The organism is Pseudoalteromonas sp. SR44-5 (assembly GCF_014163675.1).
In the GTDB taxonomy this organism is placed as follows: Bacteria; Pseudomonadota; Gammaproteobacteria; order Enterobacterales; family Alteromonadaceae; genus Pseudoalteromonas; species Pseudoalteromonas rhizosphaerae.
In genome coordinates this window covers 47,536-67,738 of the sequence record NZ_JACJDT010000005.1, presented here as the reverse complement: position 1 = coordinate 67,738, position 20,203 = coordinate 47,536, and the positions used below count along the sequence as shown (strand labels likewise).

The window sequence follows — 20,203 nt, the reverse complement described above, 5'->3', positions numbered from 1 at the left end:
GGAGCATTTAATAACAATAATCTCATCAGAGGAATTTATGTCTAACAAGTTAATAACAAAAACAGCCTTATCAATTGCAGTATCATCAGCACTAATGGCGGCATCGGTAAATGCACAAACAGTGCAAGCAGCACACAGTATTACCGCTCTCAATAATTTCTCTACAGCTACATTTAATGAAACCGATGTTAAAGAACAGTTACCATCAGCTCATATGATTGTGCTAAGAGCGACAACCGCTGCCGATCTAATGGCGCAAGGTATTTATCAAATAGGTGACAGCCGTGCAACCATTGCACAAATTGAGCAAGTGCAAAGTGCAGTGACAATTGAACTAAGTAGTCTAGATTTTGGTACAAAAGTAATTGGCCAAACTAAAGTGCTGGCGCCTACTTTGATTGTACAAGCAAGTCCTGAGGCGTTAGAAAAAATTGCCCGTGACTACCGAGTTGAGAAAGTGCTGCCAATGTATGATTATGAATTACATGTCGCCGCATCTGCAGATTATTTAAAAGCTTCACCATTGGTTGCAAATGGGGTTGTAACAGGTAAAGGTCAAACGGTAGCGGTACTGGATACAGGTGTTGACTACACGCACAACGTTTTTGGTGGTGCTGGTACCGTAGAGGCGTATGACGCAGCTCAAGCTGATCCTACTTCTGTAGCTTGGCCGCAAGGCATCGTACATGGTGGCTACGACTTTATTCGTGACGATGCTGATCCAATTGAACATGATCCTGTAGTCGTGATCCCCGATGTTGATGAACCGACCAGTCATGGTACGTCTGTTTCTCACTCTGTTACTGGAATTGCTCCTGAAGTAGAGTTATATGTGTACTCAGTGTGTGGTGGTGGTTGTCCAAGCGCAGCACAAGCATCAGCATTAGAAGCGGCAATGGATCCTAATGGTGATGGCGATATCTCTGACCGCGTAGATGTTATTAATATGTCTTTAGGTGGCGAGTTTGGTGGCACTGAAACTGACGGAGGTACTCAATACTTAATTCAAAAAGCGGTTGATTTAGGTGTAAATGTTGTTATCTCAGCAGGCAATGATGGCGATCATCCTTTTCGTATTGGGGGACCAAGTACCACGCCAAACGCACTTGCAGTTGGTGCGATGACGCATCCAACATTAGATATTGGGATTGCTTCAGGTACCGTGCTTGGAGAAGAGGTTGTTTTTCAAGTTTCAGGTTTTGGTCCGCAAACCGCATTTGCTATGGCAGATACCGATGCTGAACTTGTTTACCCAACCGCAAATCAAAATGGCTGTGAAGCATTTTCAGAAGACACCGATTTTAATAATAAAGCGGTGCTTATAGACCGTGGTGAATGTAATTTCACGAAAAAAGTACTGCATGCACAACAGCGCGGCGCATCGTTTGTATTTATTGCAAATAACGAAGATGACGGTACTCCTGCTTCAATGGGTGGATTTGATGCCACGGTTACTATCCCAAATATTGGCATTACTTATGCTGCCGGGGCAGCGATAAAAGCGGAGCTTAAAGCATCAGGCAAGGCTGCATATAGCTTAGTTGTTGAGCGTAAAGTAACATCAGGTGCTGTGGCAACCTTTTCATCGCGCGGTCCATCAATGGATGGTTTATTAAAACCTGAAATCACAGCGCCAGGTACAAGCATTATGGTTGCAGCAACTGGTACGCAAGATCAACTAGCTCCAGCCTCAGGTACATCCTTTTCAGGACCGATTACTGCCGGTGCGGTTGCGTTAGTACGCGCAGCACACCCACAGCGTAATGCCTTTGAAATTAAAGCAACATTAATGAATACGGCAGATCTAAATGTGACTAATGAGCCGCTTAGCACAAATCCAGATTCTGAATTAGCACCAATTAGTATGATTGGTGCTGGTTTAGTTAACGTTGAAAAAGCGGTTAATCTGCCTGTTGCAGCATGGGTTGATAATACCGAGTTTAAAACTAAACAAGCGGCATTATCGTTTGGCTTAGAAAACTTTACTGGCGTTAGGTCAATCAGCAAAACAGTCACCGTGAAAAATTTCTCGACACAAGAAAAAACCTACAAATTACGGACTGAAGCACGTTACGAAAATGATAAAAACAGCGGTGCAATCAGTTGGGATATTCCAGGCAGCGTAACAATTCCCGCAGGTCAAACTACAGAGTTTGATGTAACGCTAACGGTTGATCCTAGTAAATTGCACGAGTGGAAACTGGAAAACCCATTTGATGCCGAGTCGGTAGCTGCACGAAGCGCCGCATTAACGCTCGCAGAGTTTGACGGCGCCTTAGTGTTTGACGATGTGGATGATACTGATTCAGATTATGCGCTACATGTTGTTTATCATGCGCTACCAAAAGCGGCTAGTGAATTAAGTATTGCTCCGGAAGTGGTTGGTAATGAGATGCAACTTATCGTTGAGAATACCGGGGCAACAACAGTTTCAACAATGACAGAAAATATTGTTGCAACTGGTAAAGTTAAGTCAGCAGCAGAGGCACCGTTCAATATTCTTGCAACGACATTCAATGCAATAGCAGCTGAAGGATGTGAATCTGGTGTATTAGTTACAGCATCGATTCAGTTACGTGATGAGATCACTCATGTATTCCAAGCAGGTTATCGTTTAGATATAGACACCAACAACGATGGTGCCTATGACTTCCTTATGCAGAACTACAATGACCGAGGTCGTAAAACGACTTCGCCAGGGCGTTCACGTACTGTTATTGGTACTATCGATGACACTGGCGCAGAAACGCTTCGGTTTTTGACACCGTTATATCAATCAGCTGGTGCAGATACCATTACCTTCTCGGTATGTAGCAGCACACTGGGGTTAACACGTGATAATTTAGGTGATCCGTTAAATATTAAGGCATCTGTAGGCTATCCATCTTATGGTGGCGGCGTGTACTTTGAAACAGATAGTCTAGTTGGCGCTACGACCTTTAGTTCTTCAGCGTCAGTGAGTTTAACTGCGGTGGATGGCAGTGATACAGTCGTAAATCAACTTGCGCCAGGTGAAAAAGCGATTGTGAATGCTAGTGCGCCATTTGCTTTTACAGCATCGTCATTACAAGATGTACTGAAATTAGTGACTGCTGAAGACTTAGTGTTACCAAAAACGCAGGCTCCTAAGCTTGCAAATGCATCATTTGATGTTGTTGAAAATGCGGAAAACGGCCATCTCGTTGGCACCTTGAGTGTTGTGGAATCAGATAGAGATTTAGCGATTGCTGAGTTTTATGTGCAATCGCAAACTCATCAAGGCTTTAGTGTTGATAATAAAGGGCAAATTCTTGTATCAAACAGCGAGTTAGTTGATTTTGAAGTTGGTAAGCACATCGCTGAACTAGTCGTTGTTGCCATCGATACTTTGGGAAATACATCAGAGCCTGCTGTTATTACTATTAACATTACCAATGTTGCAGATGAAGCGAGCGAAGTAACCCCAATTATAAATTCTGGCCAAGTATTCTCTGTTGCAGAAAACACCCCAGTAGCTACCGCATTTGCTCAATTAGCTTTCACAGATCCAGATAACAGTTCAATCACTATGTTTACTGTAGCGGGAAGTGATGCAATCACGATTGATAATACGGGGATGCTAACCGTTGCTCAACTACTTAATTTTGAAGAGCAAAGTACTATTACGTTAGAGATAGTCGCAATTGATGAAGATGGTCATCAGTCAGCTGCTGAAATTGTGACGATTAACGTGTTAAATGTCGCTGATGAAGGAGCAGAAGTTGCGCCAATTATCGAAGCCGGGCAAACTTTTAAAGTGCAAGAAAATGCCGTGGTAGGCACTGTGATTGGTCAAATACGTGCTATTGATCCAGATACAGCAGTAACACCAATTGTAAGCTACACAGTGGCAGGTCATAACGGTATTGCAATTGATGAACTTGGCCAAATCACAGTGGTGGGTGACGTTGATTATGATGCAACACCTGAGATAAAGCTGATGGTTAGTGCAACGGATAGTGCTGGTAATCAATCTGCAGCTGTTGAAGTAACAATCACTGTAGCGCAAGACGCATTAGAAAACACGCCAGTTATTGCTGATAAACAACGCTTTAGTGTTGATGAAAATACAGCGCTTGGCACTGTGATTGGTAAACTTAACTTTAGTGATCCAGATGCTGATGTAAGTCCTGTTACTAAGTTTATTGTGTCAGGCACTGACTTAGTCACTGTTAATGCTGCGGGTGAAATTGTTGTTGCAGGTAGTATTGATTATGAATATGAGCGTAACTTTACATTTAGTGTTATCGCTGTTGATAGTGCGGGTAATAACTCTAAAGCTGTTGCTGTTGAAGTACGAGTAAAGAATATTGTGGGCAAAGATGACGATAATAATGACGGTGACAGCGGTTCACTAGCATGGTTAACATTGCTTATTGCACCATTTGCATTTATGCGCCGCCGTAAATAAAAGTAATTGTTTAGTTAGTCATTTTAATTATCAGTGACTAACGAGCAAAGTTAATCAAACAAAGGGAGCTTAGGCTCCCTTTTTACATTGCTTTACAAACTAATATAGGTAATCAACAGCTAGTTAGATATATTGCTAGTAGTGGAATAATAATAACTCTAGGGAATACTATGAAAACACGTCAATCATTTGCGTTAGCGGCTTTGTCGTTAGCTATTTTAGCGGGCTGTAATAAAGCCCCAGAACAAAATAATATAAAATCCGAGGCTGTACAGAGTGAAGCTGCAGTGGTTAATGTAACTGCACCGATAGCCAATAAGATCCCTTTCGAAATGACTATTCATGGTGATACGCGCACCGATAATTACTATTGGATGCGTGACGATGCACGAAAAGATGCAGCTGTCATAGCACACCTTAATGCAGAAAATACCTATACTGATGCGATGCTAAAGCATACTAAAGCTTTACAAACTACTTTGTTTGAAGAGTTAAAAGGGCGCATTCAAAAAGATGATGACTCCGTGCCAACTAAAAGTGGCGATTATTATTATTCATCGCAAACGCGAGGGGATAATGAATACCCGACTTATGTTCGCAGTAGCGATGATAAGGGCACTGATCAACACGTTATATTAGATGTAAATGAGTTGGCAAAAGGCCATGACTATTTCGCGGCAACAGGTTTATCTGTCAGCCCAAATGGTCACTTATTAGCATATGGTGAAGACACGGTAAGTCGACGTATCTACTCTATTTTAGTGAAAGATTTAAAGACCGGTAAATTACTAGAAGATAAGCTCGAAGGGACCGATGGTGATATCGTCTGGGCGAATGATAATAAAACTTTTTATTACATTAAAAAAGACTTACAGACATTGTTAGGTTATCAGGTTTATCGCCATACCTTAGGTACGCCACAAGCACAAGATGAGTTAGTGTACGAAGAGACTAACACAAGTTATTACACTGGCCTTGGTAAGAGTAAAGACAAACAAGAAATTTATATTTGGCATGGCAGTACTAACGCTTCAGGTGTGTCGGTAATTGATGCTAATGACGTCAAGGCGCAGCCAAAGCGCTTAATTGAACGTGAAGAAAACCTAGAATATGATATTGCTAAACTCGGTGATACTTATTACATAGTCACTAACCTTAACGCAGTAAACTTTCAGCTAATGACGGTGGATAAAGATAAAGCGCACGACAAAGCGAATTGGCAAACACTGATCGCCGCGCGTGATGATATTAAGCTTGAAGGCATCGATTTGTTCACTGATCATTTAGTGTATAAAGAGCGTGAAATGGGGCAATCTCGTTTAACGATACGCAACTTAAAGTCGGGTGATGAACAGCAGCTGAGCTTTAATGACAGCAGTTATATGGTCAGAACATATGGTAATAATGAATTAGATAGCGAAAGCTTACGAGTATATTATGCCAGTATGACGACGCCTGGTTCATCGTATGATATCGATTTGAATAGCACAACGAAAACACTGTTAAAACAGCAACAAGTGATCGGTGATTTTAATGCCGATAATTATGCATCGGAGCGACTATTTATTACTGCGCGAGATGGCGTAAAAGTACCGGTGAGTTTAGTTTATCGCAAAGATAAATTCAAAAAAGATGGCACTAATCCATTGTTACAATATGGCTATGGGTCGTATGGGGTAACCATGGATCCAAGTTTTTCTAGTAGTCGTTTGAGTTTACTTGATCGAGGCTTTGTATTTGCTATCGCGCATATTCGTGGCTCGCAGATGCTCGGTCGTCCTTGGTATGAAGATGGCAAGCTACTCAATAAAAAGAATACTTTTAATGACTTTGTTGATGTAACCAAAGGCTTAGTTACCCAGCAGTATGGTGCGCAAGATAAAATATTCGCGATGGGCGGCAGTGCGGGCGGCTTATTAATGGGCGCCGTGGCAAACCAAGCACCAGAGCTTTATCAGGGGATGGTTGCGGCTGTGCCATTTGTTGATGTAGTGACCACTATGTTAGATGCGAGCTTACCATTAACAACCAACGAGTACGGCGAGTGGGGCAACCCAAATGACAAACTATATTATGATTATATGCTGTCTTACTCACCGTACGATCAAGTGAGTAAACAAGCGTATCCAAATATGTTGGTCACCACAGGTTTGCATGATTCTCAAGTGCAATATTTTGAACCAGCAAAATGGGTTGCAAAATTACGTGAGTTTAAAACCGATGATAATAAATTACTGTTTAAAATTGATATGGAAGCAGGCCATGGCGGTGCATCTGGGCGTTTTAAAAGCCTTCAAGATACAGCTCTAAATTATGCATTTATCTTAGATCTAGCTGGTATTAAAAAGTAATAACTGATTTTAGTGTTTTACAATTAAGGCGTGACTTAGGTTACGCCTTAATTTTTTGTCTAAATTAAGTGTTGTGGTTTTGCACACTTGCTCGAGCTTAGCAGTATCGACGACGCTGATTAAAATCTAGACATTAAGACTGAAAAAGGTCAGCATATAGGTATTAACGAAATAAGGAGATGGTAATGGAAGATAATCAACAGGTTGAATCAGTTATAGCGAGTAAAGATGAGCGTATGTGGGCGATGTTATGTCATTTAAGCGCATTAGCCGGATTTATTATACCTATGGGTAGTATCATCGGTCCGCTGATTGTCTGGTTAATAAAAAAAGACGAAATGCCATTAGTGGCTGAACATGGGCGTAAATCGCTTAACTTTCAAATCACTATGTTCATAGCATATATAGTGTGTTTGATTTTGATGTTTGCAGTTATCGGGGTAATTTTATTACCTATAGTCGCTATTTTCTCGTTTATTATGGTGGTGATTGGCGCAATCAAAACTAATGACGGTAAAGAGTTTAACTACCCATTTAGCTTACAATTGATAAAATAAACTACTCTTCATTTTTATCAAACCCAGCAAATGCTGGGTTTTTTATATGCATTAATAAAGGCTTAGATGGCTTATTTAACTCTGTTCTTTACTGCGTTTATTTCGGCAACATTATTGCCAAGCTCATCAGAAGTGGTACTCACAGCAATGGTGACCAAAGGAGAATATTTACTTTGGTTGTTATGGCTCAGTGCCACAGTTGGTAACGTACTAGGTAGTTGCGTTAATTACTGGTTAGGCACGCAAGTCATACGTTTTAAGGATCGGAAATGGTTTCCCGTGTCACAGGCAAGTATCGATAAGGCTGCAGAGCGCTTTGAAAAGTATGGTGTTTATAGCCTGTTGTTGGCATGGCTACCAATTATTGGTGATCCGCTAACAGTTGTAGGAGGCATTTTTAAAGTGCGCTGGTGGACATTTTTATGGCTGGTTACCCTTGGCAAAGGCGCACGTTACTTGCTTGTACTAGCCTTTGCCGTTGGGCTGGATAAGTTGTTTTAAGCTTTACTCCAATCGAGTGTTAGCGATACTGAATCTGCAAAACGCAAAGCGTGAGGTTTATCAACTCGCACTTTTGCATAATTCACGCTGCTATGGCTATGGCAAACACTGAGTATTTCTGCCACTAGTTTTTCAAGCAATAAAAAGTGACCTTGTTCAACAATGCTAATCACTTCTTTGGTGATCACTTTATAATTAAGTGCTTGTTCAACTTGATCCGTTTCACAGGCTTGCTCAGCAGGATAGTGAATTTCTAAATTGATCACTACATCCTGCTTTTTCTCACGTTCATCGGGATTAAAGCCAATAAAAGTGCGCAGCCGTAAGTTAGTTACATGGATAATTGCATTGGCCATAGGATCAGCCTTTTACAAGTTGTAAAAACTCATTGCGGGTTTTTGGATCGGCTCTGAAGTTACCTAGCATTACCGACGTACGCATACTTGAGTTTTGTTTTTCAACCCCACGCATCATCATACACATATGTTTTGCTTCCACTATTACACCAACGCCTTTAGCACCGGTGACTTCTTCAACCGCTTTAGCGATTTGATGAGTCAGTTGTTCTTGAATTTGAAAGCGGCGTGCAAACATATCAACAATACGCGCAAATTTCGATAAACCCAGCACTTTGCCGTTAGGAATATAAGCAATATGACAGCGCCCTACAAATGGTAATAAATGATGTTCACACATCGAATAAAGCTCTATATCTTGAATTAAAACCATGTCATCTGCATCAGAAGTAAATACCGCATTATTGGTAATTTCTTCTAATGTTTGACGATAGCCTTTGGTCAAATATTCCATCGCTTTGGCGGCGCGTTTTGGCGTGTCTAATAGGCCTTCACGTTGTGGATCTTCACCTACAGCAGTAATAATTTCGTGGTAACTATTTTTTAATTGATCGTGCATAAATTTCTCGATTAATCCGTTATTTTAAATGTCTGCCACCATCTACGGGTAAAGAACGTCCCGTGATGTAATGGCTGCTAAGCAATAAATCGACGCTGTTTATAATTTCGCGACAACCGGGCTCGATGCCCATTAATGATTTTTTAAGGGTTTTTTCTCGGTACTCATCGCTATCGTGATCATTAAAAATAATTAATGAAGGGGCGATAGCGTTCACTTTAATATTCGGGGCAAACTTAGCTGCAAATGATTTTGTCATATTTTCTAAGGCGGCTTTACTTGCGGCATATGCGATATGCTTTGGACTTCCTTTTTCAACAACATAATCAGTTAAATGAATGATATCAGCAGGGTGTTGCTGCTGTTGCTGGAAATTTAACAGTAACTCGCTAAGCGCTAAGTTAATTAAGTAAGGTGCTTTAGCATGGAGCCGCATCATGTTATCAAATAGCGTACTGCTATCTGGATTATTCGCTTCGCAATCCCAACTCGAGGCATTGTGGATCACCGCCTTTAAGCTATTTGTGTGCAGCTTTAATTGACTGACAAACTCATTAATGCCGTTGTCAGTGCTAAAGTCTGCGTAAACACATACAGCACCATGGTCAGATAATTCATCAATAGCGGGATGGCGAGTTCGGTAAGTAACGATAATAGCTTGCCCTTGGGCTATAAAATGTTTTGCCAGTGCTAAACCAATACGTTGGCCGGCACCTGTTATTAAAATGGGCGATGTCATAACTAAATACAAATCCTTAGGTTTTTTTAATGCGATGAGCTGGATTACCATGTGTTTACTAACAACTATAAACTAAATTACAGAACTATTTCATCTTTACTGCAAAGATATTGCACTCATATAACAATCTGTTTGTACGCCGTAACGAACAGTTGCGATCATTTGCTCTGCGATGATTGTCAGGCATAATAATAAAACTTCAATTTATGATCTGTAACTATGCAATCACCACCTAAACCGATCCATAAACTGCGTATGATCCCCTGGTTATTTGTTGCTGGCGTGTATTGTTCATTAATTGCTTGGCAAGGCGCAAATGCTGCGCTACAAAGTGTTATCGCAGAGTTTAGCATTGTTGTGACTATGGCTTTTGGGTCTTTTGTTGCTGGTGGCACTGCACTTGGTGGTGGCGCAGTAGCATTTCCTGTGATGACTAAGTTACTGGCAATAGATCCTGTAACGGCAAAAGTATTCTCGTTAGCTATTCAAAGTTTTGGTATGAGTGCGGCCGCATTAACCATTATTTTTACTGGTATTCCATATTATCGCCAAGTGGTATTAATCGCAGCTCCTGCTGCATTAGTTGGCGTATTACTAAGCCTTACTTTTATTGCCGATCAATTACCAAGACTGGTGGTTAAAGGAGTATTTAGCGTACTTTTAATATGCTTCGCATTAACTCTTTTATGGCGTATTTACAGCAGGGTGCAACATGTATGTAGTCAAACCGATATACACGTTAGTACATTTAAAGTTGCATTAGTTGCTGTTATTGGAGGAGTTGCATCTGGCTTAGTTGGTTCGGGAGCTGACATTGCTATTTTTGCGTTATTGATTATCGCCTGCAACGCTAATATTCAAAAAGCGACTGCAACCTCGGTGATTATCATGGCAATAACGTCTGTGGTGGCAAGCATTGCGAACGTATGGTTCTTCAATAGCTTAAGCAGCGAAATACAGTCGTATTTATTAGCGGCTATTCCAGTGGTTGTGGTCGGAGCACCGTTAGGGGCTTATGTTTGTGCTAAAGTGAAAAGCGGGCAATTAATCACATTTTTCTTATTGTTAATTGCCCTAGAAGTGTCATTTACGGTTTATGAGCTTATGACAGCCTAAAGATCGTCGTAAATGGTTGGAATAGCTTGGCGTTTATGTTGAGTGCGTAGATAAATTGCGATGAGTTTTTCACTTACCTCGTCACTGACTTCTTTGCCTTCTAAAAAGTCATCAATTTGTTCATAGCTTAAACCAAGGGCTTCTTCATCAGTAAGGCCTGGGCGATCACACTCTAGGTCGGCGGTTGGGGCTTTATTAACGAGTAAATCGGGTGCACCTAACTGCTTGGCTAATGCGCGTACTTGGCGTTTTGATAAGCCAAATAATGGCGCTAAGTCGCATGCGCCATCACCAAATTTAGTATAAAAGCCAGTAATGTTCTCGGCGCTATGATCAGTACCAACAACGAGGCCTTGGCACAGTCCGGCAATTTCATATTGCGCGACCATGCGTTGGCGGGCTTTCACATTACCTTTGATAAAATCAATTTGTGCTTGTTCAGGCAGTGCATCACCGCAACCTACCACTGCAGCTAATGCTTGCTCATGCATGCCGTCTGCTGCGGGTTTAATATTCACTGTTAGGCGTTTATTTGGTTGAATAAAATCAACAGCCAATTGCGCTTCAGCTTCATCAGCTTGCACACCATACGGTAAGCGAACCGCAATAAATTGATACTTGTCGGTTTGTTGCTGCGCATTTAATTCGTTAACGGCGAGTTGGCATAAGCGACCACAGGTAGAGGAATCTACACCGCCACTAATCCCCAGCACTAAAGAGCGTGAATGTGCTGCCACTAAACGGTTTTTTATAAAGTTTACGCGGCGTGTGATCTCGTTGTTGACGTCTATATTTGGCTGGACTTTCATTTCTGCCACTATTTCAGCGCGCATGCTGAGCTCTCCTAATAATATTACTGGTTGTCATGGTTATACCAATTAGCTTAAAAGCATGATCTCTATTTAATGCAATTGGAATTATTATCTAATTCAAAGGGTTTAATTTAAAGCCCTAAATGTAGCTTAATTTTTTGTAATTCAGCTTTTAGCTCATCAATTTCAGCAAGTAACTCATTCAACTCGTCAGCTTTGAGTGCTGGCAATTCAGGTGGTTCTACTGCAACAGCACTTTGTGGATCAGCAAATAAATGGCTGTAACGGCTTTCACGTTTGCCGGGTTCTCGTGGGTGTTTAGTCACATGTTCGGCAGTCATCAAGGCATTTAATGCCGACTCAACTTCAGCAACATTATTAAACTCAGCGAGCCGATTACTGCGGGTTCTTAATTCACCAGGGGTTTGTGGGCCACGTAGCAGCATTAAACAAATAATAGCGCGCTGTTGCTCCGTTAACTGTAAATTACCAAATTCAGTATTGCAAAAGCGATGTGCGAACTTAGTTACGCGTCCAGATAACCCTTCGTCTAATGTAACTAACCGCTGGGAAACTAACGAGTCTAGCGCCTCTTGTACTTCAGTTTCGCTGAGCGTGAGCACTGGCTCTCGGTTCGATTTTTGATTGCACGCATTGGTCAATGCATTTAGTGACAGCGGGTAATGCTCTGGTGTGGTGCTTTGTTTTTCAAGTAGGCAGCCGATCACACGTTGTTCAATAGCAGTGAGTTGCATAATAAATCCTTCTTTTTGTTATGCCTTAGCTTACACCTTTATTGTTTACCAAGCCATTGTTGCAGTTTCGGATTAAGCGCATCAAAATCGAGTGGTTTGGTTAGGTAATCAGTCATTCCTGCACTGAGGCATTTATCTCTATCGCCTTGCATAGCATTTGCGGTTAACGCAATAATAGTTACGTTTTTGTAGTATTCACCCGCATCCCCATTACGGATAGCCTTAGTTGCTTGGTAACCATCCATTTCTGGCATCTGGCAGTCCATTAACAATAGCTTGTATGGTTCTGTGGTTTTGCTTTTTAGTTTTTCAATAGCTTCCAGACCATTTTCAGCGATATCAAAATTAATGCCTGCTTGTTTTAGTAATGCACAGGCAACGACTTGATTTACTTTATTGTCTTCTACCAGCAGGATTTTGTCTTGATTTACAAAGTGTGTATTGTTGATTGCAATACTTGCTGGTAGTGCATTGTTATTTTGTTGTTGCTCGATAAATTTTTCATTCGCCAAAGAATCAAACAAGTCCGAAGGCGTTAGTGGTTTAAAAATCATGCAATCGGCTTCGATTGGCAAGTTTGCATGTGCTTCTTGTGAGAAACTCATTGGCGCCATAAGGATCAGTTTTACGTGATGCTCGCTTAGGTAAATTTTCAATGCATTAATTGCAGCAGCGTCGGCTTGCTGAAAAAAGCTATAATCAAGCAGCACAGCATCAATCAATTCATCGCTCGAATTGAGATAATAACTCAAGGCTAGGTAGTTTTTGAGGATATGCGCACGCGCTCCCCACACGTTTAGCTGTTTTTGCGCAATTGAGCTATTTAACGGGCAAGTATCGACAATTAAAATATGTTTGTTTTTAATTAAATGACTCGGTAAGTCTTGTTCTTTACCCAGTAGCGGCTGTACTTTAATGGAAAAAGTAAAGGTACTGCCTTGGCCATAAACACTCGTGACATTGATTTCTCCATCCATCAAATTACAAAGCTGCTTAACAATCGCCAGGCCCAAGCCTGTGCCGCCATATTGGCGAGTAGTTGAGGTATCGGCCTGAGTGAAAGAATCAAATAATGAAGCTTGTTTGTCGGCTTTAATACCAATACCGGTATCAATAATTGAGCAATCTAAAAAAGTCCCGTTAGTGGTATTTTTTAAGTTTGCGCTCACGATAATTTCACCATTATGAGTAAATTTAACGGCATTACCGAGTAAATTATTAATAATTTGGCGAAGCCTATTTGGGTCACTAACAATCTTATTTACATTAATTTTAGTGGCATCTAAAATCAGTTTAGTATTATGTTGCTCTACTTTAAGGGCAAATGACTCGACCACTTCACCTAGTAATTTCGGTAAATTAAAGGCAATCTCTTCGATATCTAATTTACCAGCTTCAATTTTTGAGAAATCCAGAATATCGTTAATTATATTAAGCAGCGATTGTGCTGATGATTGTGCTAATTCAATATGGTGCGTTTGCTGAGGATCTAACTTAGTTTGTTGCACAATATTAAGCATCCCGAGCACACCGTTCATCGGGGTGCGAATTTCGTGGCTCATGCTCGCTAAAAACTCACCTTTAGCGGTTACAGCTTGTTCCGCTGCTTCTTTTGCTGTGACTAATTGTTGCTCGGTTTCTATACGTTGCTCGCTAGAATATAAACTGCCAATTAAAGCGGCAACGGCAATTAAAAAGCTTTCTTCGTTACGCGACCATGCCCGCGGATACTGACAATGCTCAGCACAAACAATACCAATCGCCCCGCTTCCAGTAGGAATAGATACACAAAGCATTGATTTTATATCGAAAGGAGCTAAATAGTGCGCTGTAAGCGGGGCTGTAAATTTATTGCTCAGTGCATTTGAGGCGCGGATCACAGCTTGATTATCAATCGCTGTAAAAAAATCATTTAACTCAGTTTGCTGCCATGCTGGTAACGCAGTGTTCTTTGGGGTGTGTTTACCATGATGGGCAAATGATTGCAGTTGATCTCTTGCATCATTGAACAGCCATATACTGGCACGTTCAACATTAAATGCATCGCAAATTGATTGTGTAATAATATCTTTTGCTTGTTTTAAATTACCAGTTAGCACTGCGTTATTAACGGTAAGTGAGGCGAGTACCTCATTGTGCAAAGCAGTTTTACTGCTTTCTAATTCAATGCATTTACGGACGTTTATATCTTGTAAAGAGCCAAAAATCTTAATACAACGGCCATTACGGATTTCGGCCTCACCATGCACTAACACCCATAAAGCATTACCTTTAGAATCGATAACTTCGAGCTCAACTTCGTAACTTTCACCATATTTAATCGCTCGCTCAACGAGCTTTTTTATCGTGTCACGGCTTTCGCCTTCTTTAAAGTAAGTAAAGTTCGTTGGCCAATTCGGTTGTTCGTCTAGCGGATATTTGAAAATGTTTTTGGTCATATCTGACCAATATACTTGTTGTGTTTCAAGGTTAAATGACCAAGCGCCAATTTTTGCAAGACTACTCATTGTCACTAGCATTTTTTCATTTCTTAGCTGGCGATTGAGCATTTTTAAGAATAATAAAAAGGCTAAAATTAATAGCCCGCAAATAGTAAATATTGCTAATCTCAGCGGCCAAATCGCAGAATTTGGAGGTGCCCAACCAACTTTAGGAGTAACAAAAATTTCCCACTCGCCACCTTGAAAGGTTAAAGTAAATTCCAGAGGGTTACGCTCTAAAATATCCGCTTTACCACGGAAAAACTCTCCTTTTAGACCCAAGCCATTGCGTCCTTGGATGGCGACATCATAGTCTTCTTCTAGTTCGAAAATACCCGCTCTTTCATATATTTTGTCTATGTCGAGTACCACCGAGAGCAGTCCCCAAAAATGGTTGTCAGGGGGAAGGTAAACAGGGACTCGGGCAATTAATGCCTCACCACCTTGCACTAATGTAAGTGGGCCTGCCATAACTATTTCATTGTTATCACGCGCACGAATTGCATCTGCACGTTGTGCTTTGTTCTCTAAAAAGTTTAGCCCTATGGCTTTTTCATTGCCTGCCAATGGGTAAGTCATGCGGATCACCATATTAGGTGCACCACCGATATTGCGTAATTCAGATGAGGTGTCGAATAATGGTGCGGCAATTTGGGCAAAACGTTGTTGATCTAAATTAGGCTCTGCAGCAACTGCAACAGCTAAACCACGCACTAATTGAATATTCGATACTAATGTTGATTCAAGTTGAGTTCGGTAGCTACTTACTTCAGATAAAATTAATAGTCGATGAGATTCTTGGGCACGTTTATAACTGATCTGATCAAGCACTAAACTGATTAATAAAATAAAAACGAGCGAGCACCAAAATATCAGTTTAAATTTGTAGACTTGTTTGTGATCATCTGTTTTTAACAATGGCATTAGCGACTTGTGCTTTTATATTTGGCTGTTCAACTATAGTCAATTTATCACGGAAATAAAAATAGTCCGATCAATTGAGCTATTTGTTTTTTTATTTAAATTACCGCACTTTTTTCATAAAACTATGGTTATGATAGAGCTAATCAAGAGTAAAAGGACTGGTTCATGTTTAAAATTATCAAGTGGTTGGTGTTAGCAATCGTAATTTTAGGATTAGCTGCAACAGCAGTTATTTATGGTGTACTGTCAGTTAGCTTACCGGCGCTTGATGGTAATGGGCGTAGTAACCACGTCAGCCAAGCGGTAAAAATCTCCCGAGACCAACTGGGTCAAGCAGTTATTTCAGCTGAGAACCGCCTTGATGCTGCGTATGGTTTAGGTTTCGCACATGGTCAAGACCGATTTTTTCAAATGGATTTGTTGCGCCGTAATGCTGCAGGTGAATTGAGTGAACTGTTTGGCAAAGCAGCATTAGGTTTGGATAAAAAATGCGCTTCCACCAGTTACGAAAACGCAGCGCTGCGATTGTTGAGCAATTGCCTCAAGCAGATCAAGCATTATTAACAAGTTATGCCGCTGGCGTTAACGAAGGCTTAGCACAGGTAGGTTTTAGCAGTTTTGAATATTTACTAACAGGCGCTGAGCAAAAGCCTTGGCGCAGTGAAGACAGTTTGTTAGTGATTTACAGTATGTACTTAGATTTACAAACGGCGACCTTCGAACGTGACCAAGCGTTAATTCAAATTGCCGATATTTATGGCCCAGAAATGGTCAGTTTTTTAACTCAACCCAGTCAATATCAAGCGGCTTTAGATGGCAGCACACTCGCACCTTATAATTTAACTATTCCTGAATTTCCTAAGCAAACCTTACAAGCTTTACTCAGGATTGATGCAAATCAAGAACGTGGTAGTAATAACTGGGCGGTGACTGGGCAGTTAACTACCACAGGTGCTGGGATGCTGTCGGATGATATGCACTTGTCGATGGCGGTGCCGGTTATTTGGTATCGTGCGCAACTTAACTATGCAATGTCAGGAAAAGTGAGCCAAGTGACAGGGGTTTCCTTGCCTGGCGCACCAGCAATTGTGGTGGGAACTAATAACAATATTGCCTGGGGATTTACTAATGGTTACCTCGATACTGCCGATTGGGTAGCATTAACTGATAACAGTAAAACATGGCAAGAAGTTGAGCAAATAGCACTACCCGATGGGTCAATTGAAGAATATAAGCTGACATTGAGTGAGTATGGTCCAGTGCGAGAAATAAATGGCAAGCCTTATGCGCTTAGCTGGGTTGGCCATCAACCTTATGCAGTCGATATGGATTTATTGAAATTAGAACAAGCAACAACTGTCGATGACGCGCTGCTGATTGCCAGTGAAGTGGGTATTCCAGTACAAAACTTAATGGTGGTAGATAGCCAAGGCAATGCGGGTTGGAAAAATATGGGAGCCATTCCAGGGCGTATTAAGCCCAGTGAACTAGCTGTTCAGGAAAATGACTACTCAACACTTTGGCAGCATAATGAACAGCAAAGGCCGGAAGTTAAAAATCCTGTTGATGGCCGTTTATGGACTGGGAACTCTCGCGTTGTATCGGCTTTGGATGACCAGCGTTTTGGTAATGGTGGTTATGCCTTGGGAGCACGATCTAGTCAAATTCGTGATAGATTGTATGAAAAGCAACATTTTAATGAAGCTAATTTTAACCAGTTGCAGCATGATAATCAGGCGCGCTTTTTACAACCGTGGCATAGCTTATTGCTGCAACAGCTTAATAGAAATAGTTCGGCTAATCAGCAGTACATAAAAGAGTTAGAGAACTGGCAAGGTTGCGCCTGTGCAACGTCAATAGGCTACACGCTGGTTAGGCGTTATCGTGATGAAGTTATCAATAGTGTATTTACGGCTATGCAAGCAAATTTACAGGCTCAGGGCGGTTCATTAAAGTATGTTAAACGTGATTTAGAGCCGGCAATATGGCAGCTTATTGAACAGCAACCAGATAGCTGGTTAAATCCACAATTTGCTGATTGGGATGCACAATTAACTGATTCATTTAGTCAAGTTGTCAGTAATTTAAGTAAAGAGTTTGGCAGTAACTTAAAAGGTTGGCAGTGGGGGACAGTTAATGAATTGGTTATTGAGCATCCATTCGCACAGCAAATACCACAACTAAGTAAATTATTAAATATGCCGACAGCGCCAGGATTTGGCGACAGTTATATGCCAGCAGTGCAGGGGCGTAGTTTTGGTGCGTCACAGCGATTTATTGCTCAACCTGGGCATTTAGAAAATGCCATAATGGCCATTCCCGGTGGCCAGTCAGGTCATCCACTATCGCCATTTTATCGCGCAGGATTTGATGACTACGTAGCTGCAAAACCAACGCCGCTATTACCGCAAACACTAATGCATGAGATCACAATATTACCTGCAAATGAGCTTTAAATGAGTAAAGCCACCTTGTTTTGAGGTAGTGGCCGCTTGATTTCGGCCATTACTTTTACTCTTATAAAGTGCAATTAACCTAAGCTTTAGGTCGAAAACCGCTAAACCAGCGTTAATGTTAGCTGAGCAAAGAGGTGTAAAACTAAAAATTTATACCTACTTATACTTACTTCAACACTGTTGTTGGTGCTATCTTAAAAATAAACCAGCGCTAGGTATGCTGCACTAAGCAAGCGTTCAGAGCTGATCACGTATTATGCGCGTATTGAACTATCAAATTTAATGTCCTACGCCTAAAGGAGTTGTGTATGTCGGCAGAAAAAACCCATCTTGAGATTTGTAATTTAACTAAAGAGCAGTATCCACAAGTAAAAACTTTGATGGATCAGGCTTATCCAGATTTAGGTGGTGCATGGCCAAGCCATACTATATTTAGACTGATTGACCAGTTCCCTGAAGGGCAGTTGGGCATGGTGGATGATGGCGTGCTGGTAGGGATTGCGTTGAGTGTGCAAGTTGATTACACGCGCTTTTCTAATCCGCACACCTATGAAGATATTGTTGACGGCCATGACCGGGTATTTAGTGACCCCGATGGTGATGCGCTGTATGGCTTAGATGTGGTTATTTCGCCTACTCATCGTGGTATGCGTTTAGGGCGCAGGCTTTATGATGCGCGTAAAGAATTATGTCGTCAGTATAATCTGCGGGCTATTTTGGCGGGCGGACGTATTCCGCGTTATTACAATCATAGCAGTGACATGAGTCCAACAGAATATATTGCCAAAGTCGATCATAAAGAGCTGTATGATCCAATTTTAAGTTTTCAATTGTCGAATGATTTCCAGGTTAAACGCTTACTTAAAAAGTATTTACCGGAAGATCAAAATTCGGTGGGTTATGCCACGCTACTTGAGTGGAATAACATTATGTTTGAACCGACCGACACGGTACTTGAATCAACGAAGTCGATAGTGCGAGTAGGCGCAGTGCAATGGCAAATGCGCAGTGTTGAGTCGGTTGAAGAAATGCTCACGCAGGTCGAATATTTTGTAGACACAGTGTCTGATTACAAAAGTGATTTTATTCTTTTTCCGGAGTTTTTTAATGCGCCACTAATGGGGCTTACAGAGCAAAGAAATCAGACTGAGGCTATTCGTTATTTAGCCGAATACACGGAGACTTTTCGTGATGCGATGTCGCGTATGGCGATTGAGTATAATGCGAATATTATCACCGGCTCAATGCCGCTTGCTGAAGGCGATAAAATCTATAATGTCAGTTATTTATGCCATCGCAGTGGTAAAATTGACGAACAACGTAAAATTCATATCACGCCTCATGAACAAAATGACTGGGTGATTCAAGGTGGTGACAAAATTGCGGTATTTGATACTGATGCTGGACGCGTGGGTATTCAAATTTGTTACGATGTTGAATTTCCTGAATTGTCACGTATTTTAGCAAAACAAGGTCTCGATATTCTGTTTGTGCCATTTTGGACCGACACCAAAAATAGTTATTTACGAGTACGCCACTGCGCGCAGGCGCGGGCCATTGAAAACGAATGCTACGTGGTTATTGCCGGATCGGTAGGTAACTTACCAGAAGTTGAAAGTCTTGATGTGCAGTATTCACAATCAGCGGTATTAACACCGTCTGATTTTTCGTTCCCTCATGATGCTACGCTTAATGAAGCAACCCCCAATACTGAAATGCTGTTATTTAGTGATTTAGATATGGATAAATTAAAAGTTCTGCACAGTGAAGGCACGGTGCGTAACTTAAAAGATCGTCGTGAAGATCTGTACGATGTAATATTGAAAAAGAGAGAAAATTAATGGCGTGGATTTATTTAATTATTGCAGGCTTGCTGGAAATTGGCTGGCCTGTAGGATTAAAAATGTCGCAAGAGGGTGAAAATCGCTGGTTAGGTATTGGCATTGCAGTGGCGTTTATGGTCGCCAGTGGTTTTATGTTATGGCTGGCACAGCGTGATATTTCGATGGGGACTTCCTACGCTGTGTGGACAGGTATTGGCGCGGCAGGAACATTTTTAGTAGGGATACTATTTTATAATGATGCAGCAACATTCGGCCGTATTGCCGGTGTATTAATGATTATTAGCGGCGTTATCACATTGAAAATCAGCCATTAATTCAGTGAAT

Annotated in this window: 13 protein-coding genes and 1 pseudogene; 8 read left to right on the top strand and 6 right to left on the bottom strand. The window is 41.2% G+C overall.

Going from position 1 to position 20,203, the window contains the following annotated elements:
* Positions 1-37 precede the first annotated feature (37 nt).
* The 4 genes from H5154_RS04200 to H5154_RS04185 all read left to right on the top strand — a co-directional run bounded on the left by H5154_RS04200 (position 38) and on the right by H5154_RS04185 (position 7,838).
* Positions 38-4,429, top strand: coding sequence for a S8 family serine peptidase (locus tag H5154_RS04200; protein ID WP_182717486.1), 4,392 nt, complete (start codon positions 38-40; stop codon positions 4,427-4,429).
* A gap of 170 nt (positions 4,430-4,599) precedes the next feature.
* Positions 4,600-6,780, top strand: coding sequence for a S9 family peptidase (locus tag H5154_RS04195; protein ID WP_182717485.1), 2,181 nt, complete (start codon positions 4,600-4,602; stop codon positions 6,778-6,780).
* A gap of 185 nt (positions 6,781-6,965) precedes the next feature.
* Positions 6,966-7,337 carry a DUF4870 domain-containing protein gene (locus H5154_RS04190; protein WP_182717484.1) on the top strand — a complete coding sequence of 124 codons (372 nt, stop codon included), beginning with the start codon at positions 6,966-6,968 and terminating at the stop codon, positions 7,335-7,337.
* Between the two features lie 66 nt (positions 7,338-7,403).
* Positions 7,404-7,838: a YqaA family protein gene (locus tag H5154_RS04185; RefSeq protein WP_182717483.1), complete on the top strand. Its 435-nt coding sequence runs from the start codon at positions 7,404-7,406 to the stop codon at positions 7,836-7,838.
* On the opposite strand, the gene folX is transcribed toward H5154_RS04185, so the two are convergent.
* Genes folX through folM form a run of 3 tightly spaced genes read right to left on the bottom strand, consistent with a single transcriptional unit; the run spans position 7,835 to position 9,492 of the window.
* Complete coding sequence (gene folX / locus H5154_RS04180) at positions 7,835-8,194, bottom strand: dihydroneopterin triphosphate 2'-epimerase (RefSeq protein WP_145239990.1); 360 nt, start codon at positions 8,192-8,194, stop codon at positions 7,835-7,837. The genes H5154_RS04185 and folX overlap by 4 nt on opposite strands.
* Positions 8,195-8,198: 4 nt before the next feature.
* Positions 8,199-8,753: a GTP cyclohydrolase I FolE gene (gene folE, locus H5154_RS04175; protein WP_145239988.1), complete on the bottom strand. Its 555-nt coding sequence runs from the start codon at positions 8,751-8,753 to the stop codon at positions 8,199-8,201.
* 19 nt (positions 8,754-8,772) lie between these two features.
* On the bottom strand, positions 8,773-9,492 hold the full coding sequence (gene folM, locus H5154_RS04170; RefSeq protein WP_182717482.1) for a dihydromonapterin reductase: 720 nt from the start codon (positions 9,490-9,492) through the stop codon (positions 8,773-8,775).
* Positions 9,493-9,711: 219 nt separating this feature from the next.
* Here folM and H5154_RS04165 point away from each other — a divergent pair, with 219 nt between their 5' ends.
* Complete coding sequence (locus H5154_RS04165) at positions 9,712-10,608, top strand: sulfite exporter TauE/SafE family protein (RefSeq protein ID WP_182717481.1); 897 nt, start codon at positions 9,712-9,714, stop codon at positions 10,606-10,608.
* Here H5154_RS04165 and nadE read toward each other — a convergent pair.
* The 3 genes from nadE to H5154_RS04150 form a co-directional block, all read right to left on the bottom strand.
* Positions 10,605-11,441, bottom strand: coding sequence for an ammonia-dependent NAD(+) synthetase (gene nadE, locus H5154_RS04160; protein ID WP_149982194.1), 837 nt, complete (start codon positions 11,439-11,441; stop codon positions 10,605-10,607). The genes H5154_RS04165 and nadE overlap by 4 nt on opposite strands.
* 110 nt (positions 11,442-11,551) lie before the next feature.
* Positions 11,552-12,175, bottom strand: a complete 624-nt coding sequence (locus H5154_RS04155) for a YceH family protein (protein ID WP_145239982.1) — start codon at positions 12,173-12,175, stop codon at positions 11,552-11,554.
* 38 nt (positions 12,176-12,213) lie between these two features.
* Complete coding sequence (locus H5154_RS04150; RefSeq protein WP_182717480.1) at positions 12,214-15,579, bottom strand: ATP-binding protein; 3,366 nt, start codon at positions 15,577-15,579, stop codon at positions 12,214-12,216.
* Positions 15,580-15,810: 231 nt separating this feature from the next.
* Here H5154_RS04150 and H5154_RS04145 point away from each other — a divergent pair.
* The 3 genes and pseudogenes from H5154_RS04145 (at position 15,811) to H5154_RS04135 (ending at position 20,193) form a co-directional block, all read left to right on the top strand.
* Positions 15,811-18,035 (top strand): annotated as a pseudogene (locus H5154_RS04145) (penicillin acylase family protein).
* A gap of 308 nt (positions 18,036-18,343) precedes the next feature.
* A complete protein-coding gene (locus H5154_RS04140) occupies positions 18,344-19,876 on the top strand; it encodes a bifunctional GNAT family N-acetyltransferase/carbon-nitrogen hydrolase family protein (protein WP_145239976.1) in 1,533 nt (510 codons plus the stop codon).
* On the top strand, positions 19,876-20,193 hold the full coding sequence (locus H5154_RS04135) for a multidrug efflux SMR transporter (RefSeq protein WP_087531228.1): 318 nt from the start codon (positions 19,876-19,878) through the stop codon (positions 20,191-20,193). Before H5154_RS04140 ends, H5154_RS04135 begins: the two co-directional genes overlap by 1 nt.
* Positions 20,194-20,203 lie beyond the last annotated feature (10 nt).